This is a genomic window from Pseudomonas sp. S2_A02 (genome assembly GCF_054668495.1).
The window spans coordinates 1,371,946-1,397,433 of the sequence record NZ_CP162776.1 but is presented as its reverse complement, the minus strand read 5'-3'; the positions used below and the strand labels follow the sequence as shown (position 1 = coordinate 1,397,433).

General features: G+C 57.4%; 21 protein-coding genes, 5 tRNA genes and 2 pseudogenes. 20 read left to right on the top strand and 8 right to left on the bottom strand.

What is annotated here, in order from left to right; translation table 11 throughout:
• Nucleotides 1-110 precede the first annotated feature (110 nt).
• Together AB4O41_RS06290 and AB4O41_RS06285 are read left to right on the top strand one after the other, a co-directional pair.
• Nucleotides 111-937 (top strand): annotated as a pseudogene (locus AB4O41_RS06290) (arylamine N-acetyltransferase family protein).
• A gap of 315 nt (nucleotides 938-1,252) precedes the next feature.
• Nucleotides 1,253-2,770, top strand: a complete 1,518-nt coding sequence (locus tag AB4O41_RS06285; protein WP_460146712.1) for a nucleobase:cation symporter-2 family protein — start codon at nucleotides 1,253-1,255, stop codon at nucleotides 2,768-2,770.
• Between the two features lie 310 nt (nucleotides 2,771-3,080).
• Here AB4O41_RS06285 and AB4O41_RS06280 read toward each other — a convergent pair whose 3' ends face one another.
• Nucleotides 3,081-4,550: an efflux transporter outer membrane subunit gene (locus tag AB4O41_RS06280; protein WP_460146711.1), complete on the bottom strand. Its 1,470-nt coding sequence runs from the start codon at nucleotides 4,548-4,550 to the stop codon at nucleotides 3,081-3,083.
• Nucleotides 4,551-4,637: 87 nt separating this feature from the next.
• On the opposite strand from AB4O41_RS06280, the gene AB4O41_RS06275 reads away from it, so the two are divergent.
• The 9 genes from AB4O41_RS06275 (at nucleotide 4,638) to AB4O41_RS06235 (ending at nucleotide 14,151) form a co-directional block, all read left to right on the top strand.
• Complete coding sequence (locus AB4O41_RS06275) at nucleotides 4,638-5,258, top strand: TetR/AcrR family transcriptional regulator (RefSeq protein WP_460146710.1); 621 nt, start codon at nucleotides 4,638-4,640, stop codon at nucleotides 5,256-5,258.
• Between the two features lie 177 nt (nucleotides 5,259-5,435).
• A complete protein-coding gene (locus AB4O41_RS06270; RefSeq protein ID WP_460146709.1) occupies nucleotides 5,436-6,557 on the top strand; it encodes an efflux RND transporter periplasmic adaptor subunit in 1,122 nt (373 codons plus the stop codon).
• Nucleotides 6,554-9,640, top strand: a complete 3,087-nt coding sequence (locus AB4O41_RS06265; protein WP_460146708.1) for an efflux RND transporter permease subunit — start codon at nucleotides 6,554-6,556, stop codon at nucleotides 9,638-9,640. The genes AB4O41_RS06270 and AB4O41_RS06265 overlap by 4 nt, the downstream gene beginning before the upstream one ends.
• 320 nt (nucleotides 9,641-9,960) lie before the next feature.
• A complete protein-coding gene (locus AB4O41_RS06260; RefSeq protein ID WP_460146707.1) occupies nucleotides 9,961-10,536 on the top strand; it encodes a TetR/AcrR family transcriptional regulator in 576 nt (191 codons plus the stop codon).
• 396 nt (nucleotides 10,537-10,932) lie between these two features.
• Nucleotides 10,933-11,487 (top strand): OsmC family protein, encoded by a 555-nt coding sequence (locus AB4O41_RS06255; RefSeq protein ID WP_460146706.1) that lies wholly within the window; start codon nucleotides 10,933-10,935, stop codon nucleotides 11,485-11,487.
• Between the two features lie 98 nt (nucleotides 11,488-11,585).
• Nucleotides 11,586-12,359: an SDR family NAD(P)-dependent oxidoreductase gene (locus tag AB4O41_RS06250; protein WP_104910644.1), complete on the top strand. Its 774-nt coding sequence runs from the start codon at nucleotides 11,586-11,588 to the stop codon at nucleotides 12,357-12,359.
• 104 nt (nucleotides 12,360-12,463) lie between these two features.
• Nucleotides 12,464-13,036, top strand: a complete 573-nt coding sequence (locus AB4O41_RS06245) for a TetR/AcrR family transcriptional regulator (RefSeq protein ID WP_460146705.1) — start codon at nucleotides 12,464-12,466, stop codon at nucleotides 13,034-13,036.
• A gap of 23 nt (nucleotides 13,037-13,059) precedes the next feature.
• The gene (locus tag AB4O41_RS06240; protein ID WP_460146704.1) at nucleotides 13,060-13,758 is read left to right on the top strand and encodes a DsbA family oxidoreductase; all 699 of its coding nucleotides are present in this window, start codon (nucleotides 13,060-13,062) and stop codon (nucleotides 13,756-13,758) included.
• A 63-nt stretch (nucleotides 13,759-13,821) separates the two neighbouring features.
• Nucleotides 13,822-14,151, top strand: a complete 330-nt coding sequence (locus tag AB4O41_RS06235; RefSeq protein ID WP_460146703.1) for a thioredoxin family protein — start codon at nucleotides 13,822-13,824, stop codon at nucleotides 14,149-14,151.
• 205 nt (nucleotides 14,152-14,356) lie between these two features.
• Here AB4O41_RS06235 and AB4O41_RS06230 read toward each other — a convergent pair whose 3' ends face one another.
• From AB4O41_RS06230 to AB4O41_RS06210, 5 genes and pseudogenes are all read right to left on the bottom strand, one after another.
• A complete protein-coding gene (locus AB4O41_RS06230) occupies nucleotides 14,357-14,575 on the bottom strand; it encodes a tautomerase family protein (RefSeq protein WP_460146702.1) in 219 nt (72 codons plus the stop codon).
• Between the two features lie 48 nt (nucleotides 14,576-14,623).
• Nucleotides 14,624-15,730: an alkene reductase gene (locus AB4O41_RS06225; RefSeq protein WP_460146701.1), complete on the bottom strand. Its 1,107-nt coding sequence runs from the start codon at nucleotides 15,728-15,730 to the stop codon at nucleotides 14,624-14,626.
• 44 nt (nucleotides 15,731-15,774) lie between these two features.
• Nucleotides 15,775-16,107: a carboxymuconolactone decarboxylase family protein gene (locus AB4O41_RS06220; protein ID WP_014860758.1), complete on the bottom strand. Its 333-nt coding sequence runs from the start codon at nucleotides 16,105-16,107 to the stop codon at nucleotides 15,775-15,777.
• 431 nt (nucleotides 16,108-16,538) lie between these two features.
• Nucleotides 16,539-16,688 (bottom strand): annotated as a pseudogene (locus AB4O41_RS06215) (integrase arm-type DNA-binding domain-containing protein); the annotation flags it as partial.
• Nucleotides 16,689-16,849: 161 nt separating this feature from the next.
• A tRNA-Asn gene (locus AB4O41_RS06210) sits at nucleotides 16,850-16,925 on the bottom strand.
• 225 nt (nucleotides 16,926-17,150) lie between these two features.
• On the opposite strand from AB4O41_RS06210, the gene AB4O41_RS06205 reads away from it, so the two are divergent.
• Nucleotides 17,151-17,381 (top strand): hypothetical protein, encoded by a 231-nt coding sequence (locus AB4O41_RS06205; RefSeq protein ID WP_460146700.1) that lies wholly within the window; start codon nucleotides 17,151-17,153, stop codon nucleotides 17,379-17,381.
• Here AB4O41_RS06205 and AB4O41_RS06200 read toward each other — a convergent pair.
• Nucleotides 17,378-17,578 carry a hypothetical protein gene (locus tag AB4O41_RS06200; protein WP_460146699.1) on the bottom strand — a complete coding sequence of 67 codons (201 nt, stop codon included), beginning with the start codon at nucleotides 17,576-17,578 and terminating at the stop codon, nucleotides 17,378-17,380. The genes AB4O41_RS06205 and AB4O41_RS06200 overlap by 4 nt on opposite strands.
• 233 nt (nucleotides 17,579-17,811) lie before the next feature.
• Nucleotides 17,812-19,008: an amino acid aminotransferase gene (locus tag AB4O41_RS06195; RefSeq protein WP_460146698.1), complete on the bottom strand. Its 1,197-nt coding sequence runs from the start codon at nucleotides 19,006-19,008 to the stop codon at nucleotides 17,812-17,814.
• 337 nt (nucleotides 19,009-19,345) lie between these two features.
• Between AB4O41_RS06195 and uvrB the strand changes: the two genes are divergently transcribed.
• The 8 genes from uvrB (at nucleotide 19,346) to AB4O41_RS06155 (ending at nucleotide 25,451) form a co-directional block, all read left to right on the top strand.
• Complete coding sequence (gene uvrB / locus AB4O41_RS06190; RefSeq protein ID WP_008007189.1) at nucleotides 19,346-21,361, top strand: excinuclease ABC subunit UvrB; 2,016 nt, start codon at nucleotides 19,346-19,348, stop codon at nucleotides 21,359-21,361.
• A 318-nt stretch (nucleotides 21,362-21,679) separates the two neighbouring features.
• Nucleotides 21,680-23,161, top strand: a complete 1,482-nt coding sequence (gltX, locus tag AB4O41_RS06185) for a glutamate--tRNA ligase (RefSeq protein ID WP_460146697.1) — start codon at nucleotides 21,680-21,682, stop codon at nucleotides 23,159-23,161.
• Between the two features lie 190 nt (nucleotides 23,162-23,351).
• A tRNA-Ala gene (locus tag AB4O41_RS06180) sits at nucleotides 23,352-23,427 on the top strand.
• Between the two features lie 79 nt (nucleotides 23,428-23,506).
• A tRNA-Glu gene (locus AB4O41_RS06175) sits at nucleotides 23,507-23,582 on the top strand.
• Between the two features lie 53 nt (nucleotides 23,583-23,635).
• A tRNA-Ala gene (locus AB4O41_RS06170) sits at nucleotides 23,636-23,711 on the top strand.
• An 80-nt stretch (nucleotides 23,712-23,791) separates the two neighbouring features.
• Nucleotides 23,792-23,867, top strand: a tRNA-Glu gene (locus AB4O41_RS06165).
• Between the two features lie 180 nt (nucleotides 23,868-24,047).
• Entirely contained in the window at nucleotides 24,048-24,587 is a 540-nt protein-coding gene (locus AB4O41_RS06160) for a TetR/AcrR family transcriptional regulator (RefSeq protein ID WP_460146696.1), read from the top strand.
• A gap of 30 nt (nucleotides 24,588-24,617) precedes the next feature.
• Nucleotides 24,618-25,451: an alpha/beta fold hydrolase gene (locus AB4O41_RS06155; protein WP_460146695.1), complete on the top strand. Its 834-nt coding sequence runs from the start codon at nucleotides 24,618-24,620 to the stop codon at nucleotides 25,449-25,451.
• Nucleotides 25,452-25,488 lie beyond the last annotated feature (37 nt).

Genomic DNA, 25,488 nt, shown 5'->3' with positions numbered 1-25,488 from the left:
TGGCGTGTGCGGCGATTGGCTAAATCAATTGTCAGTCCGACCGTGTTTTCCCTTATACATGGCGCCCATCGGCGGAGCGATCCGCGGACCTCTGCATAAAGGATTGAGCGATGAGCGAAACACGACTGACGAATTTTGCGCTGTACCTGCAACGCCTGGGCTTCGACGCCCCCCCGGCGCCGTCCCTGGAAACCCTGCGCCAATTGCAGTTGCGCCATACAGGTGCTTTCCCCTTCGAAAACCTCACCACGCTGTTGGGGCAACCGGTACTCATCGATCTACCGTCCATCGAGCAGAAAGTCTTGCGCGAAGGTCGTGGCGGCTACTGCTACGAACTCAACAACCTGTTCCTGGCCTTGCTTCAGACACTGGGCTTCGACGCACGTGGCATCACCGGTCGCGTGGTCATGGGCCAGCCCGAAGGCGCATGGACCGCCCGCACTCACCGCTTGAGCCTGGTAACCCTGGATGGCGTGCGCTACATCACCGACGTCGGCTTCGGCGGCATGGTGCCCACCGCACCGCTGATGCTGGATACCGAAGCCGAGCAGTTCACCCCCCACGAATCCTATCGCATCGAACCGCACGCCGACGGCTATACCCTGCGCGCCAACGTCGGCGGTGAATGGAGGGCGATGTACATCTTCGATTTGCAACGTCAGGAAGACATCGATTACACCCTCGGCAACTGGTACGTCTCGACCCATCCTGAATCTTCCTTTGTGAAACAGTTGATGGTGGCGCGGACGGGGAGGGATGGCGACGCACATTGCTTAACGGCAGCTTTACCATTCATCGCATGGGCAGTGAGAGCGAACGGCGGGAGGTGGCAGATGTGGATGAGTTGATCGGGTTACTGGAAAGCGAATTCGGGATTCGAGTGCCGGCGCAGGAAGTGTTGAAACGGGTGCTTGAGCGGTTGATCAAGCCTGTGTAGCAGGCAAATTGAGCGACACGTAAAGGGGCGGATTTGATCAATTTGCCCCTTTTTCTTTTGGTCGGTTTTGTGTCTAGGAGCGAGCGAGAGGCGGCCGTGCCGGCGGTCGCTTGGAAAGCAAAAGATTAGCGGTGGGGTGGGAAAGGGGAGGAAGGATGTATTTCAAGAGTTTTTTAGGCTGGAGGCTCTATGGCTAAAGGGCAGTGTGAATATCTGTCCATAATCTGACTGGTTAGTTGTATACAACTCTATAGACATTTGTCCTGACTATTGAATACAGTGTGCGCACAACAAAAACCAGGGAACCCCCCAACCATGAAAACGCCCCATGTTTCACAACAACGGCCTGAGGATGAGAATCTCGGGATCGGCGCGAATATGGCTTACGGCCTGCAACACGTTCTGACCATGTATGGCGGTATCGTCGCGGTGCCTTTGATCATCGGCCAAGCGGCCGGTCTCTCGCCGGCGGACATCGGTTTGTTGATTGCTGCTTCATTGTTTGCAGGGGGGCTGGCGACATTGCTGCAAACCCTGGGTTTGCCGTTTTTCGGTTGTCAGTTGCCGCTGGTACAGGGCGTGTCGTTCTCCGGCGTTGCGACCATGGTGGCGATTGTCAGCAGTGGCGGAGAGGGTGGGTTTCAGTCGATTCTCGGGGCGGTGATTGCCGCGTCGCTGATCGGCTTGCTGATCACGCCGGTGTTCTCGCGAATCACCAAGTTCTTTCCGCCGCTGGTGACGGGCATTGTCATCACCACGATCGGCCTGACGCTGATGCCGGTGGCCGCGCGCTGGGCCATGGGCGGTAACAGCCATGCCCCGGACTTCGGCAGCATGGCGAACATTGGCCTGGCGGCGGTGACGCTGGTGCTGGTACTGCTGCTGAGCAAGATCGGCAGTGCGACCATCTCCCGTTTGTCGATCCTCTTGGCCATGGTCATCGGCACAGTCATCGCCGTGTTCCTCGGCATGGCGGATTTCTCGTCCGTCACCCAAGGTCCGATGTTCGGCTTCCCGGCACCGTTCCATTTCGGCATGCCGACGTTCCACTTCGCCGCGATTCTGTCGATGTGCATTGTGATCATGGTGACCCTGGTGGAAACCTCGGCCGACATTCTGGCCGTCGGTGAAATCATCGGCACCAAAGTCGACTCCAAGCGTCTGGGCAACGGTTTGCGCGCCGACATGCTGTCGAGCATGATCGCGCCGATCTTCGGCTCTTTCACCCAGAGCGCCTTCGCCCAGAACGTCGGGCTGGTGGCGGTAACCGGGATCAAGAGCCGTTTCGTGGTGGCCACCGGTGGTGTGTTCCTGGTGGTACTCGGATTGCTGCCCTTCATGGGCCGGGTCATCGCCGCCGTACCGACCTCCGTCCTCGGCGGTGCCGGCATCGTGCTGTTCGGTACCGTGGCGGCCAGCGGCATTCGGACGCTGTCCAAGGTCGACTACCGTAACAACGTCAACCTGATCATCGTCGCTACCTCCATCGGTTTCGGCATGATCCCCATTGCCGCACCGAACTTCTACGATCACTTCCCCAGCTGGTTCGCGACGATCTTCCACTCGGGCATCAGTTCCTCGGCGATCATGGCCATCGTCCTGAACCTGACCTTCAACCACCTCACTGCCGGCAACTCGGATCAACAATCGGTGTTTGCGGCCGGTACCGAGCGGGTCTTGCGTTATCAGGACCTGGCGGCATTGCGGGAAGGGGATTACTTCAGCGAAGGTAAGCTGCGTGACTGCGACGGGAATGAGATTCCGGTGGTGGAGGCAGAGCATGGGCATACAGAGCTGCGGGCGGTGCATGCGAAAAACAGTGAGCATGTCTGACGGCGGTACCCGGTAAAAGGCAGGTAGATCAAGATCGCAGCCTGCGGCAGCTCCTACATGATCCGTTTCGTCGCGTACTACGGTCGGGATAAAACGTGACCGGTGTAGGTGCTGTCGCAGGCTGCGATCTTTTGACTTTATGAAAAGCCACAAAAAAGCCCCTGAACCTTTCGATTCAGGGGCTTTTCGATTTTGCTGTCTGGCTCACGGCCTGGACTCGAGCAGAAAAAACAGCCGATAAAGCAAAACCCAAAAAACAGCCGTTTTAAAGCCGTAAAGAGGGATGAAACAGGTGTGACGTTCTAAGGTCTTACAGTGCCTTTGAGGCAAAACGAGCATTTGAGTCGTCTCGCTGCCAACCGCCACCCAATGCTTTGAACGTGGCCACTGCAGCGCGAGCCGATTCAGTTTGTGCCTGGGCTCTGCCATCTGATGCCGCTAGGAGATGTTCATCGGCATCCAGCACTTCGATCAAGCTGACCACGCCTTTTTCATAGGCGGCAAACGACGTCGCTCTGGCTTTCGCATACGCCGACTCGCCCTGGGCGAGTTTTGTCGATTGTTGCTCGCGGTTAATCAGCGCCGAAAAAGCACTTTCGACATCTTCGCAGGCCCGCAGAACGGACTGGCGGTAAGCGGCCAAGGCTTCGGCTTCTTGGCCTTTCGCCAAATCAATTTGAGCGTTGATGCGGCCAAAATCGAACAGCCGCCAGCGTAATCCCAGTGCCGCCGAAGCCTGACTGGCGCCGTTGCTGAACAGGTTTGCGCTGGATACCGATGTAGCGCTGCCGAGCAGCGCAGCCACAGACAGTTTGGGGTAGTACTCGGACATGGCTTCGCCGATGCGTGCGTTGGATGCCGCAAGTCGGCGCTCAGCGACGATCAAGTCTGGACGCCGACGCAGCAGGTCGGCCGGAGCGCCCATGTCCGAGAGGCCTGGCACATCAGGGATAGGCGCTGGTTTGGTCAACTGCGCGCTATAAGTGCCCGGTGCCTTGCCCAGCATGACATCCAGCGCGTTCATTGCTGCGTCAAGGCCAGCTTGCAGTACCGGCACGGTTGCCTGCGCTTGATTCAGCGCTCCTTGGGTCTGGTTCAACTGCAGTTCAGCTGCCAGTCCTTTTGCGTAGAGGTGTTCGATGGTGGTGAGCAGTTGTTGTCGCGTGTCTACTTGATGCCGGGCAATTTCCAGGCGTGCTTGAAGGCCACGGATGCTGATGTAAAGATCGGCTGTCTGCGCGACCACTGCCAGGCGTATGGCAATCGCTCCGGCTTGCGAGGCCTGATAATCGGCGAAGGCGGCTTCTTTACCTCGGCGCAACCCGCCAAACACATCCAGCTCCCAGCCGGCATTTAGATTCGCGTCATAGGCACTGCCGTAGCGATTATAGGAAGGGTCTGAATTCAGCACTTGGCCCAACGGAGTCTCCAATGACTGACGGGCTCGGGCCGCTTGAGCGTTGACGGTAGCCGACGGCAGGAGGGCTGCGTTAGCGGCGCCCAAACCGGCGCGAGCCTGCTCGATCCTTGCGCTTGCCTGGGCTAAATCGAGGTTCTGTTCAAGTGCTCGATTCATTAGCTGACTGAGTATTGGGTCATCGAATGCGTTCCACCAAGCGGCGAGATCGGCATTTGCGGCGCCCTGTTGTCGTGCCTTGGACGTTTGCGCTGAGAAATGCTCGGGCAATTCCACACTGGGTTCTGAGTAGTCGGGACCCACTGCGCAACCTGCAACCATACCCAAACACAGCAAGACGGCGAAACGAGGAGGAGGGTGCATGCGATACCTGCGAAAGGGGCGGTTTGTGACGATATTACAATTTGGTCACAAGTTGTCAACCACCTTTGGGATGAGTAAGCTGCTCGCATGAATCAGCCATCAGTTTCTTCGCCCAGCGCCCGTGGCCCAGCCGATCACGACATTCGAGACCAGATTGTTGCGGCGGCCAACGAACATTTCAGTCAGTACGGTTATGGCAAAACAACGGTTTCTGACCTAGCCAAGGCCATCGGCTTTTCCAAGGCGTACATCTACAAATTCTTTGAATCCAAGCAGGCGATTGGTGAAGCAATCTGTACAAATTGCCTGACTGAAATCGTTGCGGCAGTGGAGCAAGCCATCAATGTAGACGGCATCTCGCCGACTGAACGTTTTCGGCGCCTGGTCAAAACCTTAATTGCGACAGGTGTGAGCCTGTTCTTTAACGACCGTAAACTCTACGACATCGCAGCGTTCGCCGCGTCGGAGCGATGGCCCAGCTCACAAGTCTATGACGCTCAGATCAAGACCTTCGTGCTGCAAATCGTGCGTGAGGGGCGAGAACTCGGCGAGTTTGAACGCAAGACGCCGCTGGACGAGACGGTAGAGGCGATTCATCTCGCTCTGCGGCCCTTCATCAATCCTCTGCTATTGCAGCACAACCTCGATGTTGTTGAAGAAGCCCCTTCTCTCATCTCCAATCTTGTTCTGCGCAGCCTGATGCCTTAAACCTCTGCTGACGGATGCGCTGCGCATCCGTATCAGCGTGTGCGCCTGAAAAAACCAGATATCGAGCCTCTTTGCTTTGCTCTGATCAAGTGGGCGATGTTCATTTGTCTCGGTAGTGACTATTGACACAAATGGTCACTTGAATAAATATGGGGCATCCGCTACTGAGAGGTCTGTATGATCCAGCGCCCCCACCTGTCATTCATTTTCATTGGCTTGTTGCCGTTTGCCCTGGCAGCCTGCAACGAGACCACGCCTGCCGATCCTCGCCTTCAAGTGCCCTTGGTGCGCATCGGCGTGGTTCAGCCCTCTGCGCCTGCGGCACGGGTATTCACCGGTATCGTCGCGGCTCGAGTTCAGAGCGATCTCGGTTTTCGGGTACCAGGGAAGGTCTTGGAGCGTTTGGTGGATGCTGGACAGAGTGTCAAGCGCGGGCAGCCCCTTATGCGAATCGATGCCAACGACCTGACGCTGACCGCGCGGGCACAGCAGGAAGCGGTACTGGCCGCCATGGCCCGAGCTCGGCAGGCCTCCGATGACGAGCTTCGCTACCGTGATCTGGTGTCCGTCGGTGCGGTATCTGCCTCAGCTTACGCCGGGTTCAAGGCGGCGGCCGACTCGGCGAAAGCTCAGCTAAACGCTGCCCAGGCCCAGGCTGATGTGGCGAAAAACGCGACCGGTTATTCGACGTTACTGGCTGATGCTGACGGAGTGGTAGTGGATACCTTGGCGGAGCCGGGGCAGGTGATTGGCGCAGCTCAGGTGGTGGTGCGTGTTGCCCATTCAGGGCAACGCGAGGCGGTGATCCAGTTGCCCGAGACGTTACGTCCTGCGCTGGATTCGGCGGCGACGGTTGAGCTATACGGCCAGCACCAGACTGCAGGTAAAGCGCGTTTACGCCAGTTGTCCGACTCTGCCGACCGACAGACCCGAACGTTTGAAGCGCGTTATGTGCTGGAGGGGGCGCTCTCCAACGCCACTCTGGGTTCGACGATCTCAGTGGTTATCGCTGACACGGATGTTGCTGATGCCAAGGAATTACAGGTGCCCATGGGGGCCCTCTACGACGCCGGTAAAGGCCCGGGGGTCTGGGTGGTGGGCGGGGAACCGGAGCAGGTGGCATGGCGCCCGATCAAGGTTCGCAGCCTGAATAATGAGGCCAGCGTGCGCGTGACGGGTGATCTGCAGGTGGGTGATCGTGTTGTCGCATTGGGTGCTCACTTGCTGAGTGAGGGAGAGAAGGTCAGGACTGAACTCGCCGATGCTCCGCAAAATTCAGTGGTTGAGGTAAGTCGATGAGTGGCTTCAATCTTTCGGCGCTGGCCGTACGCGAGCGCTCAATCACCCTGTTTTTGATCCTGCTGATTTCTGTGGGTGGGTTATACGCCTTCTTCAAACTGGGGCGTGCGGAAGATCCCGCATTCACCATTAAACAAATAACGGTGGTCACTGCCTGGCCTGGGGCGACGGCCCAGGAGATGCAAGACCAGGTGGTAGAAAAGCTGGAAAAACGCATGCAGGAACTGCGTTGGTACGATAGGACCGAGACCTTTACCCGGCCCGGCTTGGCATTCACCACGGTTTATCTGCTCGATAGCACGCCGCCCTCAGCCGTCCAGGAGGAGTTTTACCAGGCGCGCAAGAAAATCCTGGATGAGCAGAAGGGGTTGCCGTCCGGGGTGATCGGCCCGATGGTCAATGATGAGTATTCCGATGTCACCTTCGCGCTCTATGCGCTCAAGGCCAAGGGCGAGCCGCAACGTCTGTTGGTGCGCGAAGCCGAGAGCTTGCGCCAGCGTTTGCTGCATGTGGCGGGTGTGAAGAAGGTCAACATCATCGGCGAACAGGCCGAGCGCATTTTTGTCGAGCTGTCCTACGAGCGTCTGGCGACACTGGGCATTTCTGCACGAGACATCTTCAGTGCGTTGAACACGCAAAACATGATAACGCCGGCCGGTTCGGTAGAAGCGAAGGGGCCCCAGGTTTTCATCCGCCTGGATGGCGCGTTTGATGACCTGCAGAAGATTCGTAATACCCCACTGACGGTGCAGGGTAGAACCCTCAAGTTGTCCGATGTGGCTGAGGTCAAACGCGGTTATGAGGATCCTGCAACGTTCCTGGTACGCAACAATGGCGAGCCGGCATTGTTGCTCGGCGTGGTCATGCGCGATGGCTGGAACGGTCTGGATCTGGGGAAGTCGCTGGAGGCGGAGGCAACAGCGATCAACGAGCAGATGCCTTTGGGCATGAGCCTGACCAAGGTCACGGATCAGGCGGTGAATATTGGCGCATCCGTCAATGAGTTCATGGTGAAGTTTTTTGCTGCCTTGGGCGTGGTGCTGCTGGTGTGTTTTCTCAGCATGGGCTGGCGTGTCGGCGTTGTGGTTGCCGCGGCGGTGCCACTGACCCTGGCGGCCGTGTTCATTGTCATGGCGGCCACGGGCAAAGACTTCGATCGAATTACCCTGGGTTCGTTGATTCTGGCGCTGGGACTGCTGGTGGACGATGCAATCATTGCCATTGAAATGATGGTGGTGAAGATGGAGGAGGGCTACGACCGAATCAAGGCCTCCGCTTATGCCTGGAGCCACACGGCCGCGCCGATGTTGTCGGGGACGTTGGTGACGGCGATCGGCTTTATGCCCAACGGTTTTGCCAAGTCGACCGCTGGTGAGTACACCGCGAACATGTTTTGGATCGTTGGCATTGCGCTGATCACTTCCTGGGTGGTGGCCGTGGTGTTTACACCTTACCTGGGTGTCAAACTGCTGCCGCAGATCAAGGTGCCTGAAGGCGGGCATACGGCGATTTACGGTACGCCGAACTACCAGCGTTTCAGGCGCCTGCTGGGCAGTGTTATCCGCCGCAAAGGCCTGGTGGCGACATCCGTCGTTGGCTTGTTTGTTGTTGCGATTCTGGGCATGGGCGTGGTCAACAAGCAGTTCTTCCCAACGTCCGACCGACCTGAGGTGCTGGTTGAGGTGCAGATGCCTTACGGCACCTCTATCGAACAGACTGATGTGGCGGCGGCCAAGGTCGAGGCGTGGTTGGCTCAGCAGCCGGAGGCGAAGATCGTCACCGCTTACATTGGCCAGGGCGCGCCGCGCTTCTACTTGGCGATGGCCCCTGAACTACCCGATCCATCCTTCGCAAAAATCGTCGTCCTGACCGCGAATCAGCAAGAGCGTGAGGCGCTCAAGCTCCGCCTCAGACAAGCCGTGGCCGATGGCTTGGCGCCTGAAGCTCGGGTGCGGGTGGCGCAGTTGGTATTTGGTCCTTATTCACCGTATCCGGTGGCCTTCCGGGTGATGGGCGCCGACCCTGCGATATTACGAGATATCGCCGCGCAGGTGCGTGAGGTCATGACCGCCAGCCCCATGATGAGGACCGTCAATACCGACTTGGGCGAGCGCACACCGGCGCTTCATCTCACGCTGGATCAGGATCGCCTGCAAGCATTCGGCTTGACCTCGAGCGATGTCGCGCAACAGTTGCAATTCCTGCTCACGGGGGTGCCTGTCACCGAGGTGCGTGAGGACATTCGTGCGGTTCAGGTGGTGGCTCGCTCCGCTGGGGAGACGCGTCTGGATCCATCGAAAATTGCCGCCTTCACGCTGACCGGCGCCCAAGGCCAGCGTGTGTCGCTGTCCCAGGTAGGGGCGGTGGATGTGCGCATGGAAGAGCCCATGCTGCGGCGTCGTGATCGGACGCCGACCATCACCGTGCGCGGTGACGTGGCTGAAGGTCTTCAGCCACCCGATGTCTCCAACGCCTTGATAACGCAGTTGCAGCCCATCATCGAAACATTGCCTGCGGGCTACCGCATTGAGTTTGCCGGCGCGATCGAGGAGTCGGGTAAAGCAAACAAGGCATTGCTGCCGTTGTTCCCGATCATGATTGCGCTGATGTTGCTGACCATCATCATTCAGGTGCGCTCGATGTCGGCAATGATGATGGTGTTCGCCACCGCGCCTTTGGGCCTGATTGGTGTGGTGCCAATTCTGCTGCTGTTCCAGCAACCGTTCGGGATCAACGCCTTGGTGGGACTGATTGCCTTGTCAGGGATTCTGATGCGCAACACGCTGATCCTCATCGGCCAGATTCACTCCAATAAGCAAGCCGGCCTGTCGCCTTACAACGCAGTGGTCGAAGCCACTGTGCAGCGCGCGAGGCCCGTGATTCTCACGGCGTTGGCGGCGATGTTGGCGTTCATTCCGCTGACCCATTCGGTATTCTGGGGAACGCTGGCGTACACCCTGATTGGCGGTACGTTTGCCGGCACAGTGCTGACCCTGGTGTTCCTGCCAGCGATGTACGCCCTCTGGTTCAAGATCAAGCCTGAGCCTGCGCATGAGCTCGCAGCGAACACTCATGTTGCTTGATATCTGCGTGCCTGGATCGTTTCAAAAAGGAAAATCGATATGAGCCCGTTGGCCCAGATTACTCAGCAGTTTGATCCCGCTGCCTTTCGTAGCACCGGCCAACTGGCGACAAGGAAGAAAGGTGTTTGGCGGGCTATCTGCAGCCTGTCATTGCAGACGGTGTTGCTTGAGGCATGGCCGGATTTACCGCCATTCAAGTCCGCGCAGGTTTCACTTATAGGCCGATTCCAGAGGGTGGTTTATAGGTGCGCAACCTGAGCGCTGTCTTATGAAGAAGTACTAATTTATGATGCCGCATTGATAAATTTGGAAACGGCATCATGAGTACACGTTCCGACCTCCTGACCAGCGCTGAGATTCTGTTGCGTACCAAGGGATACGCAGCCTTCAGCTATGCCGATCTGGCGGAAGACATCGGTATCAAGAAGGCGAGTATTCACCACCACTTTCCCACCAAAGAAAGTCTGGCGATTGCCATCGTTGAGAGTTATCTGTTCCGGTTCAAGAATCAGCTGGAATGCATCAATGATGAAAATACCGGCATTATCGATCGGCTTAATGCCTTCGCCTTGATGTTCGCACAAAGCAGTAAAAACGCGATGCTTCCGCTCTGCGGCGCTCTGGCGGCGGAATTGCTGGCTTTGCCTGAAAGCCTAAAGGAATTGACGCGAGATTTTTTCGAAATCCATCTCAATTGGCTTCAGACCAATATCGCACTGGGCCAAGCGGCAGGGGAACTCAAAGCTGAGCTGGACGGCGTGAAGGTTGCCAGGTTCATCTTGAATACGTTGGAAGGTGGCAGCTTTGTATCTTGGGCGCTGAGCGACAATTACGAACAGTCTTCTGGATTTGATTTCATTTTAGATGGACTTCGGGTTACCGAAACGCATCACTGAGGTTTGATCAGCCTTTCTCTGCGTCATAAAACGGCCGATTCTGCCCCTGCTGGCTCGGTCCGTTTTCTCGCCTCGTAAGTGGTTTCAGCCGCTTAGCTCATACTCTCTGAATTCTTTCTGCGCGCGCTCAATTTAACGAGCGTACGTCTAGTCTCGCGTTTGGGTTGCGGATACCTACCCATGTCTACGCTTCCAGTGTGTTACCAGAAGTACAAGATTAAGTAGAAAATACTGCATTGTTATCGCAGTTATCCCTATTCAGGAAAATTCTGTCCAGGCTGTTTTTTTTTGGGGGCGATTGGTAGAAGAATAATCTCTTGATAGCCAACCTACCAGTTGGTAGGCTTGTTTCTCTTTCGGGCCAAACGCCCGGTCCATCCGAAGAGGAACGAACACATGAGCAGTAACCTGAATGGTATCGATGTCGCCGCACTCCAGCAGTTTGCCCAAGGCGTTGCTGAGGATGCGACCAAGCGCCACGCGAGCTTCAACGTCAAGACTCAGTGGAAAGGCCAGACTCGCTCTGTAGCCAAAGTCAATCGCTACAGTCTGGCCGGTGAAACCTATTCGCGGGATTTCGAAATCGTCGCCGATGAGCCTAATGAATTGCTGGGCCAAAACACTGCGCCTAACCCTCAAGAGCTGCTGATGGCCGCTCTCAACGCCTGCATGTCGGTCGGTTATGCCGCCAATGCCGCGATGATGGGGATCAAGATTCACAGCCTGGAAATCGAGACTGACGGCACCCTCGACCTTCGTGGCTTCCTGGGCATCGACGAAAGCGTCAACCCGGGCTACGACGAAGTGAGTGTAGTGATTCGTCTGCATACCGACGCCTCCCGTGAGCGTGTTGAAGAGCTGCACAACGTGGTGCTCAAAACCTCGGTCAACTACGCCAACTTCTCGAAAGCCATTCGCATGGTGCCAACCCTCGAAGTGCGTGAGGGCTGATTCGCTCGTTTCAAAGAGATTCAAACCTTGCGTGCACCAGCAGGCAGCCAGCCGCCTTGGTGCCGACCCTAATTAGTTCTGGATAACCGGAGTCTGCAATGAACGATTTTTTCAAAGGTAAAAAACTGCTAGTTGTCGGTGGCACCAGTGGCATGGGCTTGGAAACGGCCCGCATGGTGCTCAAGGCAGGCGGCAGCGTGGTGCTCACCGGCAGCAAGCAAGACAAGGCCGATGCGGTGCGTAACGAGCTGAGTCCGCTGGGCCCTGTGTCGGTGATCGTCGCCAACCTGATGACTGAAGAGGGCATGAATTTCGTTCGCAAGGAAATCAATGCCAACCATAGCGATATCAGCCTGATGGTGAACTCCGCCGGGATCTTTATTCCCAAGCCGTTCACCGAGCACGATGAGGCCGAGTACGACATGTACCTGTCTCTCAATCGTGCAACCTTCTTCATCACTCAGGCCGTGGTCAAGAACATGCTGGCGGCCAAGCTTGAAGGGGCAATTGTCAACGTCGGCTCCATCGGTGCACAGGCCGCATTGGCAGGTTCGCCGGCCTCTGCCTACTCCATGGCAAAGGCAGGTTTGCATGCGCTGACACGCAACCTGGCAATTGAGTTGGCTCACTCGGGTATTCGGGTCAACGCTGTCTCGCCAGGGATCGTTCACACCTCGATCTATGAAGGGTTCATGGACAAAGAGGCGATCCCGGAAGCGATGAAGTCGCTGAACGATTTCCACCCCCTGGGACGAGTCGGCGTTCCCGAAGACGTCGCCAACACCATCCTGTTCCTGTTGTCGGACAAGACGTCCTGGGTGACCGGCGCAATCTGGGACGTGGATGCTGGAATTATGGCTGTTCGGGCCTGACCACAGTGGCGAGCGCGGCCTGATGAAAGCTCTTATCGCGGGAGCTTTCACGCCTTCACTCAGTTCAAGTGAAAGAAGGCTGATGCTGGCCGCAGGAGTCTTCAATGTCGATCACGACAAAAGCAGCGCTGTTGAGAGCTGCGGAAACCCAAATGCGCTCCAAGGGCTATTCCGCGTTCAGTTATGCCTATCTTGCGGCGCAGATCGGCATTAGAAAAGCCAGTGTTCACCATCACTTTCCGACCAAGGAAAGTCTGGGCGCCGAGCTGATCAAGGACTACATCGAACGCTTCGATGCGACCCTTAGTTTGATCGAAGAAACGCATGTCGATCCGCTGCTGCGGCTTCGTGGTTCTGCCCGGCTTTTCATCATCAGCGCCAACGAGGGGTTGCTGCCCTTGTGTGGTGCCCTGGCGGCAGAAATGGCGGCACTACCGCTGTCGCTGCAAGGGCTTACTCGGGCGCTCTTTGAAACCCAGCTCGATTGGCTTCAGGTCACCCTCAATGCAGGGGGCCGGCAGCGCAACTGGTCGCTGGACAAACCCGTTGAGACCTACGCGTTCATGCTGCTGAGCAGCTTGGAGGGCGCGTGCCTTATCGATTGGACATTGGGCCGATCAACCGACCCGTTGGCAGGCTTCGATCATTTGATTGAAGCGCTGGTAATGCGGTCTTGATTTCTTTGAGTACAGGACGAGTCATGCAAACTTCTTCAAAAAAATATGCAGTGGATATCTGGTCTGATTTTGTTTGCCCTTGGTGCTGGGTAGCCAAGCGTCGATTTGAGCAGGCGCTCGATAAATTTGCTGAAAAAGACAATGTACAAATCAACGTCAGAGCCTATCGTCTGGCGGCGAATCACGCACCAGAGCCTATGATTGCTGCCCTTAAACGCAAGCTCGGCAATCCGGATTCCGCTGTCGCGATGATGAACACCGTCAGTAAATATGGCCGGGCCGATGGGCTTGATTATCGCTTTGACAGCATGCTGTTTGGCGATACTGCAGATGCCCATGTACTGGTCAAGGCGGTTGCGGACGAAGCCGTTAAAAAACGCCTGGTCGAGGCGCTGTATGAGCAAAGCACCTCCCATGGTCAGTCGCTGTTTGACCGCGGCAGCCTGGAGGCCATAGCCAAGGCTGTAGGTGTTTCGGACGCGTCAATCCAACAGGCGTGGTCATCCGCTGAGTTGCGCGTAGAGATGGAGGAGGACGAACATATCGCCGCGCAACTAGGTTCGGGCGTGCCTTTGTTTGTATTCGACAATGCCTTCTCATTGTCCGGTGCTCAGTCTGAGGCTGCTTTTCTTGAAGCGCTGAACAAGATGCAGGAGAAGTCGAAAGTCGACGATGACGCGTTCAGCGGTCAAGTCTGCGGCATAGATGGCTGCAAAATTTGATCAGCAGAAGCAGTGCGGCACCGGGTTGCGCCGCCCTTCATCCGTATTGAGAGCGAGATCCAAATGAGCCGTATCGTTGAGTTGAGTGCTCAGCAGTTCGCCCGCTTTGTGGCCAAAGGCAGCAGCGTCGTGCTGTTTTCTGCGTCCTGGTGCAAGCCTTGTCAGGAGATGAAGCCGGTCTTTCATGCTTTGGAAGAAAAGCTTCACTCCCTGGCGGCTTTTGCAAAGATTGATGTGGCGGTGTCTCCGACGATCGCGCAAATGTACGGTATCCCGGCGGTGCCATCCTTGGCGGTGTTCCATGAGGGGCGGCTGCTGCGGGTCATGCCCGGATCCCGTTCAGTTGGAGCAATGAAAAAAGCCATTCTTGCGGAGTTGGAAGAGGCGATTTAACCGAACCTCCTCCATCAGCGGTCAGGCTGATCAGCCTGGCGTTCTTTTTCATTCCTCGGGTGTGGATTTGCTCTGAACCAGTGATCAGAATCATTGGGAGCATTCCACGACAAATCGCGAGTTCATTCAGAACGAAAAAACTCTCTGGTCGTTGGGCATGAAGATGCCCATCGACCAGAGAGTCGCTTTTTGGGGATGGAACTCTTTATTTACCTACTTGCAGTTTTAATACGTCCTGCGCAGTCACGCGTTCGCCAGCGATTCCCCAATCTCCGCTTTTGACCTCTTCGAAGATGACCCAGGTGAGGGCGCGCATGTTTTCACCTTCCACAGACACCATGGCGTCCGTCACTTTCTGGATGACTTCGGCTTTCTGCTTGTCGGTAAAAACGCCTTCAATGCCTTTGATGGTAACGAGAGGCATGGTGTGCTCCTTAATGTCTGAAGTGGACGGTGATGAAACAGCGAATAATCAGGCTTTGGCTGCAACGTATTCCGGGTAGTCGGTGTAACCCTTGGCGATGCGATCGCTGACACCGTAGTAAGTCGCGCGATCACCCTCTGCCAGTGGCCAGCCGTTTTGCATGCGCTCCACCAAATCGGGGTTGGCGATGTAGGCCGTACCGAAGGCGATCAAGTCGAGTTCACCTTTAACCAGTTCCGACTCAGCGAGGGCTTGGTTAAACCCACCGGCGGCCATCAAGGTGCCCTTGTAGGCTTCACGGAACGCGGCGCCGAACCCCGGCGGCGTTTCAGCGGCGACGATGGTCGGTTGATAGTTCAGGTGGACGTAGGCCAGTTCGCGTTCATTAAGCGCTGCCGCCATGCTCATCCAGGTTTCTGCTTCACCTTCGTACACACCAAAGTCATACAGGCGGCCAAACGGCGAGAACCGTACGCCAATCTTCGAGCCGCCGATTTCGGCAGAAATCGCGTCAATGGTTTCCAGCAGAAAACGCTGGCGATTGGCGATCGAGCCACCGTACTGGTCGGTGCGGGTGTTCAAGGCGCTGCTGAGGAACTGGTCGAACAGGAACCCGTTGGCAGCCATGATTTCGATACCGTCAAAACCGGCCTCCATTGCCATACGCGCAGACTTCACAAAGTCACCGATGATACGTTTCACTTCATCCGTTTCCAGCGCACGGGGCACGCTGGGTTGCACAGGGCCGGATTCGCCAGGCTCGATCCAGGCATATACCGTGGTATCGACCGCCGGCTGAGTGCCCGAAGAAACCGGAACCATGCCATGCACCGAAATATGGGACATACGGCCAACGTGCCATAACTGCGCGAAGATCTTCCCGCCCTTGGCATGCACCGTGTCGGTGACCTGACGCCAGCCTGGCAAGTGTTCGTCGGCATAAATACCTGGGGTGTACAGGTAGCCACGGGCTTCGTCGGATATCGGCAGGCCTTCGGTGATCAGCAGACCAGCAGAAGCACGCTGTGCGTAATACAGCGCGGTGAACTCGTTAGGGATGTTGTCCAGGGTCCGGGTGCGGGTCATGGGGGCCATGACGACCCGGTTTTTTAGTGCAGTACCGGACAGATCGTAAGGGGTGAGCAGCTTATTCATGATTAGTCTCGAAGTCGTTAACAGGTTGAAAGTCAGCGTTTGATTTACGACTTATCGAATGCGTCCAGCACATGTGTGCTGTACACCAGCGCGGCACCTGCGTTCATGTTGATTGCCACGCCCAGTGCTTCGGCGACTTCTTCACTGGTGACGCCAAGTTTCTTGGCTTCGGCGGCGTGGAAGGCGATGCAACCATCGCAGCGGGTGGTCACGGCCACGGCGAGGGAGATCAGTTCCCGGGTCTTCGCGTCCAGATGATTGGTCTTGCCGCCGGCAGCGCCGAGCGCCGCCATGCCTTTCATTGTTTCCGGAGACAGGCCGTTTAGCTCTACCAAGCGAGTATTGATGTCTTTGCGGGTTTGCTTCCAATCTTGCATGTGATTCTCACAGGGATGGTGTTGATTACAGTTATATAAAAACTTGCTAATAAGCTACCATCCAGTTGGTAGGCAATCAATGTGCTCGTGCTGATGTTCACTATCAACGCAATCGAAGGTATTGAAGCCGCGCGGACAGGTTGCTGCAGGGCAGTTGGGTAGGGAGATGTATTTGCCGCAATGGCAATGATCTGAAGTGGGCATCCATCACTCGGTGAGTGACCGTGCGAGCTGTCGGACGCTAATCGCACTTTGGGAGAACCACCACGGCGTGGCGTAACCTTAAAGGTTCTGACTACCTGGGTTGCTGTCAACGACAGCGCTTTGCCCGACCTTTTCTACGCCTGTGGAGAATTCGGGTCAAAGCTCGAATTTTCGGGAGTTCTGCGGGGGTGGATTAAATTATCCACTAATGGAATCAGTGGTTTTCCAGGTTTGACGTATTTGAGACGCCAGCCTTTGCGGCCATTGGGTTGGATTAGAAGGTAAAGGCCGTCGCCGTCGAAAAGCTTCTAGGCGCGGTCTGTTTGCTTGGCCGAACGGCAAGCGGCGTCGGAGAGTGGAGCAGTGGTGCGCGACATAAGGGTACTCCCTTTAATCGAGCTGATCTTTATTTCAGGCTCTACCCTTAAAATGGCTGGTATCCACCGGAATCCGACAGAACGCCAAAACGAAAAAACCCGCCATAAGGCGGGTTTTCGGGGGTTTCAGAGATTTTGAAAGCCTTCTCTGGAACCTTGTCTGGCTCCACGACCTGGACTCGAACCAGGGACCCAGTGATTAACAGTCACTTGCTCTACCAACTGAGCTATCGCGGAATGGCGCCTATGTTACTGATTCAAAAAGAGAAGTCAAGCTTCTGTTGGAGGTTTGATGTTTTCATCGGATCAGAGCGGGTTATCGGCCATTGGCGGTTACCAGAATCGCGGCAGAGGTCTACCATGGTCGCCCGGAAGTGGTGACACGCGCTGCCGGCCCTCAGCCGAAAAGGTACGCGCCATGAATCACCCAACCCTCACACCTCAAAGCAGCGGGGTGTTCGCATGAGCATCGCTCAGATCAGCCTGCCCAAAGGCATTGGCCCGCACGCCGAGAAACTGTTCGACGCAATCACTCAGGCCAGCACCGCTGACGAATTGAACCGCGCGGGCGGCAAGGCCGAAGGTTTTGTTTTGGGGCTGGAAAGCACCAAGGCGATCAAAAGCCAGGTGGCCGAGTCGCTTTATGTGGCCTATGACGACGCAGCCAGCCAGCGTGCAACCGAATTGGCTTAACCGCCGAAGGTAATGGTGCCGAGCATCATCTTGGCGTACAGCATCGTGGCGGTCAGTTGCACCAGCCACAACGCCAGGCCGCCAAGGAACACGCCCGCAGCCACTTGCAGCACCAGGTTATTACCGCGTTTGGCCGAGGAGCGGGGCACAAAGTGGTCCAGCTCGTCGCGGTCGGCGCGTAGGTCATCGTTTTTCATGTTGGCTCTCGTAAAAATTCTCGGGTGTACATAAAACCTGTGGGAGCGAGCTTGCTCGCGATGAGGCCATCACATTCAACATTGATGTTGGCTGGCCGGCCGCTATCGCAGGCAAGCCAGCTCCCACATTTAATATGTGTGCAGTCTAGAGCGGTCGTTCGCTGCGCTGGGATTTATCTGAGACAAAAAAACGGGAAGCCATTTGGCTTCCCGTTTTCATATCACGCGTCGACTCAGATCACCGCAACGATGGCCTTGGTCACAACGTCGATGTTGCTCTGGTTCAGCGCGGCGACGCAGATGCGGCCGGTGTCCAGGGCGTAGATACCGAACTCGTTGCGCAAGCGGGTAACCTGCTCAACCGTCAGGCCGGAGTAGGAGAACATGCCGCGCTGGCGACCGACGAAGCTGAAATCGCGTTGCGGAGCGTTTTTCGCCAGCAGGTCGACCATCTGGGTGCGCATGCCGCGAATCCGCAGGCGCATTTCTGCCAGTTCTTCTTCCCACTGGGCGCGCAGTACCGGGCTGTTCAGCACGGCGGCGACGATGCTTGCACCGTGGGTCGGCGGGTTGGAGTAGTTGGTGCGGATCACGCGTTTGACTTGCGACAGCACGCGCGCGCTTTCTTCTTTCGATTCGCTGACGATCGACAGGGCGCCAACGCGCTCGCCGTACAGCGAGAAGGATTTGGAGAACGAGCTGGAAACGAAGAAGGTCAGGTCCGATTCAGCGAACAGGCGCACGGCCGCGGCGTCTTCATCGATGCCGTCGCCAAAGCCCTGGTAGGCCATGTCGAGGAACGGCACGTGACCTTTGGCCTTGACCACTTCCAGCACGTTTTTCCAGTCCGCCGGGCTCAGGTCCACGCCGGTCGGGTTGTGGCAGCAAGCGTGCAGCACAACGATGGAGCCGGACGGCAGGGCGTTCAGGTCTTCCAGCAAGCCGGCGCGGTTAACGTCGTGTGTCGCGGCGTCGTAGTAGCGATAATTCTGCACCGGGAAACCTGCGGTTTCGAACAGCGCGCGGTGGTTTTCCCAGCTTGGGTCGCTGATTGCCACGACGGCGTTCGGCAACAGTTGCTTGAGGAAGTCGGCACCGATTTTCAGCGCACCGGTGCCGCCGACGGCTTGAGTGGTGATAACCCGGCCAGCTGCGATCAGCGGCGAATCATTGCCGAAAAGCAGTTTCTGCACGGCCTGGTCGTAGGCGGCGATGCCGTCGATTGGCAAGTAACCACGGGAAACGTGTTGAGCGGCGCGAATCGTCTCGGCTTCGACAACGGCGCGCAGGAGTGGAATTCGCCCCTCCTCGTCGCAGTAAACACCCACCCCCAGGTTGACCTTGTTGGTACGGGTATCGGCATTAAATGCTTCGTTGAGGCCCAGGATTGGATCGCGTGGTGCCATTTCGACAGCGGAGAACAGGCTCATTATTGCGGCGGCTCTGAATGGAGTGTGGAGGGACGTGTCGCGCTCCAGCCGAATGCACTAGAGCGGTGCACAAACGGGGAGCTAGTATAGAGGCCATCAGTGATTGATGGCGACAGGCGATTCGGCTTTTACGGTAAGTTTTTCGAATTATTTTTCGATCGTTGACCGAGTGATGTCGTCAAAGGTTCTACCCGATGTAGGACGTTTGCCTTGAAAGCGATGGCAATCGGCTCCACATTGAGCACAATCCAGTTTTTTCCTAGGGCGACATCGGTCGTTTGCGGTCTTTTTCGTTGCTGTCCGGTTTGATCGGACAGGCGCGAATCCAGAGGTATGTATGTCTGAATTCCAGCTAGTCACCCGCTTCGAGCCCGCCGGCGATCAGCCGGAAGCCATCCGCCTGATGGTCGAGGGCATTGAGGCCGGGCTGGCGCACCAGACGTTGCTCGGTGTGACCGGCTCGGGCAAAACCTTCAGCATCGCCAACGTGATCGCCCAGATACAGCGCCCGACGCTGGTGCTGGCGCCCAACAAGACGCTGGCCGCGCAGTTGTATGGCGAATTCAAGGCGTTCTTTCCGAACAACGCCGTTGAATACTTCGTGTCCTATTACGATTACTACCAGCCCGAAGCCTATGTGCCGTCATCCGACACCTTCATCGAGAAGGATGCCTCGATCAACGACCACATCGAGCAGATGCGCCTGTCTGCAACCAAGGCGCTGCTGGAGCGCAAGGACGCGATCATCGTCACCACGGTGTCGTGCATTTACGGTCTGGGCAGTCCGGAAACCTATTTGAAGATGGTGTTGCACGTGGATCGCGGCGACAAGCTCGACCAGCGCGCGCTGCTGCGTCGTCTGGCCGACCTGCAATACACGCGCAACGACATGGATTTCGCCCGGGCGACCTTTCGGGTGCGCGGCGATGTGATTGATATCCACCCGGCGGAATCCGATTTCGAAGCGATCCGTATCGAGCTGTTCGATGACGAAGTGGAGAGCCTGTCCGCCTTCGATCCGCTGACCGGTGAAGTCATCCGCAAACTGCCGCGTTTCACCTTCTATCCGAAGAGCCACTACGTGACGCCGCGCGAAACCCTGCTCGAAGCTACCGAAGGGATCAAGGTTGAATTGCAGGAGCGCTTGGAATACCTGCGCTCCAATAACAAACTGGTGGAAGCTCAGCGACTGGAGCAACGCACCCGTTTCGACCTGGAGATGATCCTTGAGCTTGGTTATTGCAACGGCATCGAAAACTATTCGCGCTACCTGTCGGGCCGTGAATCCGGCCAGGCGCCCCCCACGTTGTTCGACTACCTGCCGGCGGACGCCTTGCTGGTGATCGACGAATCCCACGTCAGCGTGCCGCAAGTCGGCGCCATGTATAAGGGCGACCGTTCGCGTAAAGAAACGCTGGTGGAATACGGTTTTCGCCTGCCCTCGGCGTTGGATAACCGGCCGATGCGCTTCGACGAGTTCGAAAGCATCAGTCCCCAGACGATTTTTGTCTCGGCCACGCCGGGCAATTACGAGGCGGAGCACGCCGGTCGAGTGGTCGAACAACTGGTGCGCCCGACTGGCCTGGTGGACCCGCAAATCGAAATCCGTCCGGCATTGACTCAGGTCGACGACCTGCTCTCGGAAATCACCAAGCGCGTGGCCCTGGAAGAGCGGGTGCTGGTTACCACACTGACCAAGCGCATGTCCGAAGACTTGACCGATTACCTGGCCGACCACGGCGTGCGTGTGCGTTATCTGCACTCGGACATCGACACCGTGGAGCGGGTCGAAATTATCCGTGACTTGCGTCTCGGCGTCTTCGATGTGCTGGTGGGGATCAACCTTCTGCGTGAAGGCCTGGACATGCCGGAAGTCTCGCTGGTGGCGATTCTCGACGCGGACAAGGAAGGTTTCCTGCGTTCCGAGCGCTCGCTGATCCAGACCATCGGCCGGGCGGCGCGCAACCTCAATGGGCGGGCGATTCTGTATGCGGATCGCATTACCGGTTCCATGGAGCGGGCGATCGGCGAAACCGAGCGTCGTCGCGACAAGCAGATCGCCTTCAACCTGGCCAATGGCATCACGCCGAAGGGGGTGTTCAAGGACGTCGCCGACATCATGGAAGGCGCGGTCGTGCCGGGTTCGCGCAGCAAGAAGCGCAAAGGCATGGCCAAGGCCGCCGAGGAAAGTGCCAAGTACGAGGCCGAACTGCGCTCGCCGAGCGAGATCAGCAAACGCATTCGTCAGCTGGAAGAAAAGATGTACCAGCTCGCCCGCGACCTGGAATTCGAAGCCGCGGCGCAGTTGCGCGACGAAATCGGCAAATTGCGGGAGCGGTTGATCGCGGTTTGAGATGTGCAGTGAATGGGCGGGCCTCATCGCGGGCAAGCCCGCTCCCACAAGGATTGAGGGTATTCACACAATATGTGGCCACCTACGGATCCTGTGGGAGCGGGCTTGCCCGCGATGAGGCCCGTCGGAACACTGCAAATATCAATTACGCGCTTGCGTAGCCTTCAGCCCTGCCTGCAACCTCCTGGAAGGCAACGCAGCCACCAAGCTGATCCCCCGATTCGGCTTATATGCCCTGCTGACTGGAGCCGGGCAGCTATCGCCTGTTACCATTCGCCTCTTGTTTGATCTTCGCTTTTATTCTTTTCGAGACATGCCATGACCACCGTCCGCACTCGCATCGCGCCATCGCCTACCGGGGACCCCCACGTAGGTACCGCTTACATCGCTTTGTTCAACTACTGCTTTGCCAAGCAGCATGGCGGTGAGTTCATCCTGCGGATCGAAGACACCGACCAACTGCGTTCGACCCGCGAGTCCGAACAGCAGATTTACGACGCCCTGCGCTGGTTGGGTATCGACTGGAGCGAAGGCCCGGACGTCGGCGGCCCGCACGGTCCTTACCGTCAGAGCGAGCGCGGCGATATCTATCAGAAGTACTGCCAGCAATTGGTCGACATGGGTCATGCCTTCCCGTGCTTCTGCACGGCCGAAGAGTTGGACCAGATGCGCGCCGAGCAAATGGCGCGTGGCGAAACTCCGCGTTACGACGGCCGTGCGCTGTTGCTCTCTGCGGATGAAGTCGCGCGCCGCCTGGCCGCCGGCGAGCCACACGTCATCCGCATGAAAGTGCCGACCGAAGGCGTGTGCGTGGTGCCTGACATGCTGCGTGGCGATGTCGAGATCCCGTGGGATCGCATGGACATGCAAGTGCTGATGAAGACCGACGGCCTGCCGACGTACTTCCTGGCCAACGTGGTCGATGACCACTTGATGGGCATTACCCACGTTCTGCGCGGTGAAGAGTGGCTGCCTTCGGCACCGAAACTGATCCTCTTGTATGAATACTTCGGCTGGGAACAACCGCAGCTGTGCTACATGCCGCTGCTGCGTAACCCGGACAAGAGCAAGCTGTCCAAGCGCAAGAACCCGACCTCGGTGACGTTCTACGAGCGCATGGGCTTCATGCCGGAAGCAATGCTCAACTACCTGGGCCGCATGGGCTGGTCGATGCCGGACGAGCGCGAGAAGTTCTCGCTGCAAGAAATGGTCGACAACTTCGACCTGCAGCGCGTTTCCCTCGGCGGGCCGATTTTCGACATCGAGAAGCTGTCGTGGCTCAACGGCCAATGGCTGCGTGACCTGCCGGTGGAAGAGTTCGCCGCTCGTCTGCAAAAGTGGGCACTGAACCCTGAATACATGATGAAGATCGCACCGCACGTGCAGGGCCGGGTCGAAACCTTCAGCCAGGTCGCACCGCTGGCCGGTTTCTTCTTCGCCGGTGGTGTGAACCCGGACGCCAAACTGTTCGAATCCAAGAAGCTCTCGGGTGATCAGGTTCGTCAGTTGATGCAACTGATCCTGTGGAAGCTGGAAAGCCTGCGCCAGTGGGAGAAGGACAGCATCACTGCAACCATCCAGGCGGTGGTCGAATCCCTGGAGTTGAAACTGCGTGATGCGATGCCGCTGATGTTCGCCGCGATCACAGGCCAGGCCAGCTCGGTGTCGGTGCTCGATGCGATGGAAATCCTCGGTCCGGACCTGACCCGTTTCCGTCTGCGTCAGGCCATCGACCTGCTGGGCGGCGTGTCGAAGAAGGAAAATAAGGAGTGGGAAAAACTCCTGGGCGCTATCGCTTAAGGCTGTTTAGCCTTGTGTAGGAGCTGCCGAAGGCTGCGATCTTTTGATCTTGCTCTTCGGCGCCACCCCCGTTTTTCGGGGGGAGGGCGGTAAGTGATTGTTATGTGGGCAAAAAATTTTGGAAATTGTTAAAAATAAGTTTGACAGCCTTCCGATGCGCCATTAAGATTCGCCCCGTCCTCAGCGATGAGGGGCTATAGCTCAGCTGGGAGAGCGCTTGCATGGCATGCAAGAGGTCGACGGTTCGATCCCGTCTAGCTCCACCAATTTACACTTCAAGGTCTGGCCACACCGGCCTTGAAGCGATCAACACTCAGCGTTGATCAAGTGTATAGAAGGGTTTGCGTCCCCTTCGTCTAGTGGCCTAGGACACCGCCCTTTCACGGCGGTAACAGGGGTTCGAGTCCCCTAGGGGACGCCAGTTTTACAGAAGCGATGTTGCAAGATGTCGCTCCGCCGCGAGGCGAAAAATCCGGGGCTATAGCTCAGCTGGGAGAGCGCTTGCATGGCATGCAAGAGGTCGACGGTTCGATCCCGTCTAGCTCCACCAATTTTACAGTTCAAGGTCTGGCCACACCGGCCTTGAATCGATCAGCTCTCAGCACTGATCAGTTGTATAGAAGGGTTTGTGTCCCCTTCGTCTAGTGGCCTAGGACACCGCCCTTTCACGGCGGTAACAGGGGTTCGAGTCCCCTAGGGGACGCCACGATTACCCGCTCTGCGGGATTTTTAAGGGTCATTCAATTATTGAATGGCCCTTTTGTTTGTCTGGCGTTTGGCCAACGCTCCTTTTTCCTCAAAACTTCTTCAGACCAGCGGTCACATCCACGACTTGCGGAAAATTATTATGAGAATAATATTCTAGTCGTAATATTCGGAGGCAACGATGAACGATAAAAAAGCTCAAACCCGCGAACGCATCCTCAAGGCTGCCAGTGCAGCGCTGATCCAGCGCGGCCCGGCCGAGCCGAGCGTGGGCGAAGTGATGGGCGCGGCTGGCCTGACGGTCGGCGGCTTCTATGCGCACTTCGAAAGCAAGGACGCATTGATGCTGGAAGCGTTCAAGCGGCTGCTCAGCCATCGTCGTGGCTTGATCGCCAGTATGGACGCCGAGTTGACCGGTGAAGAACGTCGCGCGTTGGTCGCAGCGTTCTACCTGTCGCGCAAACACCGTGATTCCACCGAGCAGGCATGTCCGATTCCGGCGTCGGTCGGCGAGCTGGGCCGTCTGCCGGACGAATTTCGTGTGGCGTTGAATGAGCATGTTGAGTTGATGGTCGCGCAGTTGGCGGCCAGTCCGGAAGAAGCCGACAAAGCCTTGGCCGACTTGGCCTTGATGGTCGGTGGCTTGGCTCTGGCGCGGGCGCTGGGGCCAGGAGAGTTGTCCGATCGTTTGCTGCGCGCCGCCAAGTCGGCGGTGTTATGACCTAAAGGCGTCAGCCTGAGGAGATGGGCGATGAACACGTTGAGCTGGGTTCGTGGCGTTAATGGCACCTTGGGCTGGTTCGCGCCGAAGCTGGTGGCGAGCAAGATGCGCCTGGCATTCATGACCCCGCGGCAATTGCTGCCGCGTGACTGGGAGTTGCCGCTGCTGGCGAAATCCGAACGAATCACCTTGCGCTTCGGTCTCTCTGCGCTGCGTTGGGGGCAAGGGCCGGCGGTGTTGTTGATGCACGGCTGGGAGGGTCGGCCAACACAGTTTGCCGCGCTGATCACGGCGCTGGTCGATGCCGGTTACACCGTGGTTGCCCTGGACGGCCCGGCTCACGGTCGTTCGCCTGGTCGCGAGGCTAATGTGGTGCTGTTCGCTCGGGCCATGCTCGAAGCGGCCGCTGAATTGCCGCCGCTGCAAGCGGTGATCGGTCACTCCATGGGCGGCGCCAGTGCCATGCTCGCAGTTCAGTTGGGCTTGCGCACCGAAACCCTGGTCTCGATCGCCGCCCCGGCGCGAATTCTCGGGGTACTGCGTGGATTCGCACGCTATGTGCGCCTGCCGCCCAAAGCGCGTTCGGCGTTTATTCGCCAGGTCGAGAAAGACGTCGGTATGCGCGCCGCTGCGCTGGATGTTGCGCGCTATCAACTCGACATGCCGGGGTTGATCGTTCATGCCGAGGACGACAACTTTGTTCCGGTCAAGGAATCGCAATTGATCCACGAAGCCTGGTTCGACAGCCGTCTGTTGCGCCTGGAAGAGGGTGGTCATCAGCGGGTGCTCGCCGATCCGCGGGTGATCGACGGGGTTCTTTCGCTGCTGGCCGGTCGCAGCCTGCAATCGCGCCAATCGGCCTGAGCTTCCGTTACACTGCCCCGGTCGAAATAATCTGACC

Bases quoted from the DNA above. Each gene is read 5' to 3' on its own strand.
- AB4O41_RS06285 (WP_460146712.1), top strand. From the start codon at position 1,253: ATGAAAACGCCCCATGTTTCACAACAACGGCCTGAGGATGAGAATCTC.
- AB4O41_RS06280 (WP_460146711.1), bottom strand. From the start codon at position 4,550: ATGCACCCTCCTCCTCGTTTCGCCGTCTTGCTGTGTTTGGGTATGGTT.
- AB4O41_RS06275 (WP_460146710.1), top strand. From the start codon at position 4,638: ATGAATCAGCCATCAGTTTCTTCGCCCAGCGCCCGTGGCCCAGCCGAT.
- AB4O41_RS06270 (WP_460146709.1), top strand. From the start codon at position 5,436: ATGATCCAGCGCCCCCACCTGTCATTCATTTTCATTGGCTTGTTGCCG.
- AB4O41_RS06265 (WP_460146708.1), top strand. From the start codon at position 6,554: ATGAGTGGCTTCAATCTTTCGGCGCTGGCCGTACGCGAGCGCTCAATC.
- AB4O41_RS06260 (WP_460146707.1), top strand. From the start codon at position 9,961: ATGAGTACACGTTCCGACCTCCTGACCAGCGCTGAGATTCTGTTGCGT.
- AB4O41_RS06255 (WP_460146706.1), top strand. From the start codon at position 10,933: ATGAGCAGTAACCTGAATGGTATCGATGTCGCCGCACTCCAGCAGTTT.
- AB4O41_RS06250 (WP_104910644.1), top strand. From the start codon at position 11,586: ATGAACGATTTTTTCAAAGGTAAAAAACTGCTAGTTGTCGGTGGCACC.
- AB4O41_RS06245 (WP_460146705.1), top strand. From the start codon at position 12,464: ATGTCGATCACGACAAAAGCAGCGCTGTTGAGAGCTGCGGAAACCCAA.
- AB4O41_RS06240 (WP_460146704.1), top strand. From the start codon at position 13,060: ATGCAAACTTCTTCAAAAAAATATGCAGTGGATATCTGGTCTGATTTT.
- AB4O41_RS06235 (WP_460146703.1), top strand. From the start codon at position 13,822: ATGAGCCGTATCGTTGAGTTGAGTGCTCAGCAGTTCGCCCGCTTTGTG.
- AB4O41_RS06230 (WP_460146702.1), bottom strand. From the start codon at position 14,575: ATGCCTCTCGTTACCATCAAAGGCATTGAAGGCGTTTTTACCGACAAG.
- AB4O41_RS06225 (WP_460146701.1), bottom strand. From the start codon at position 15,730: ATGAATAAGCTGCTCACCCCTTACGATCTGTCCGGTACTGCACTAAAA.
- AB4O41_RS06220 (WP_014860758.1), bottom strand. From the start codon at position 16,107: ATGCAAGATTGGAAGCAAACCCGCAAAGACATCAATACTCGCTTGGTA.
- AB4O41_RS06205 (WP_460146700.1), top strand. From the start codon at position 17,151: ATGAGCATCGCTCAGATCAGCCTGCCCAAAGGCATTGGCCCGCACGCC.
- AB4O41_RS06200 (WP_460146699.1), bottom strand. From the start codon at position 17,578: ATGAAAAACGATGACCTACGCGCCGACCGCGACGAGCTGGACCACTTT.
- AB4O41_RS06195 (WP_460146698.1), bottom strand. From the start codon at position 19,008: ATGAGCCTGTTCTCCGCTGTCGAAATGGCACCACGCGATCCAATCCTG.
- uvrB (WP_008007189.1), top strand. From the start codon at position 19,346: ATGTCTGAATTCCAGCTAGTCACCCGCTTCGAGCCCGCCGGCGATCAG.
- gltX (WP_460146697.1), top strand. From the start codon at position 21,680: ATGACCACCGTCCGCACTCGCATCGCGCCATCGCCTACCGGGGACCCC.
- AB4O41_RS06160 (WP_460146696.1), top strand. From the start codon at position 24,048: ATGAACGATAAAAAAGCTCAAACCCGCGAACGCATCCTCAAGGCTGCC.
- AB4O41_RS06155 (WP_460146695.1), top strand. From the start codon at position 24,618: ATGAACACGTTGAGCTGGGTTCGTGGCGTTAATGGCACCTTGGGCTGG.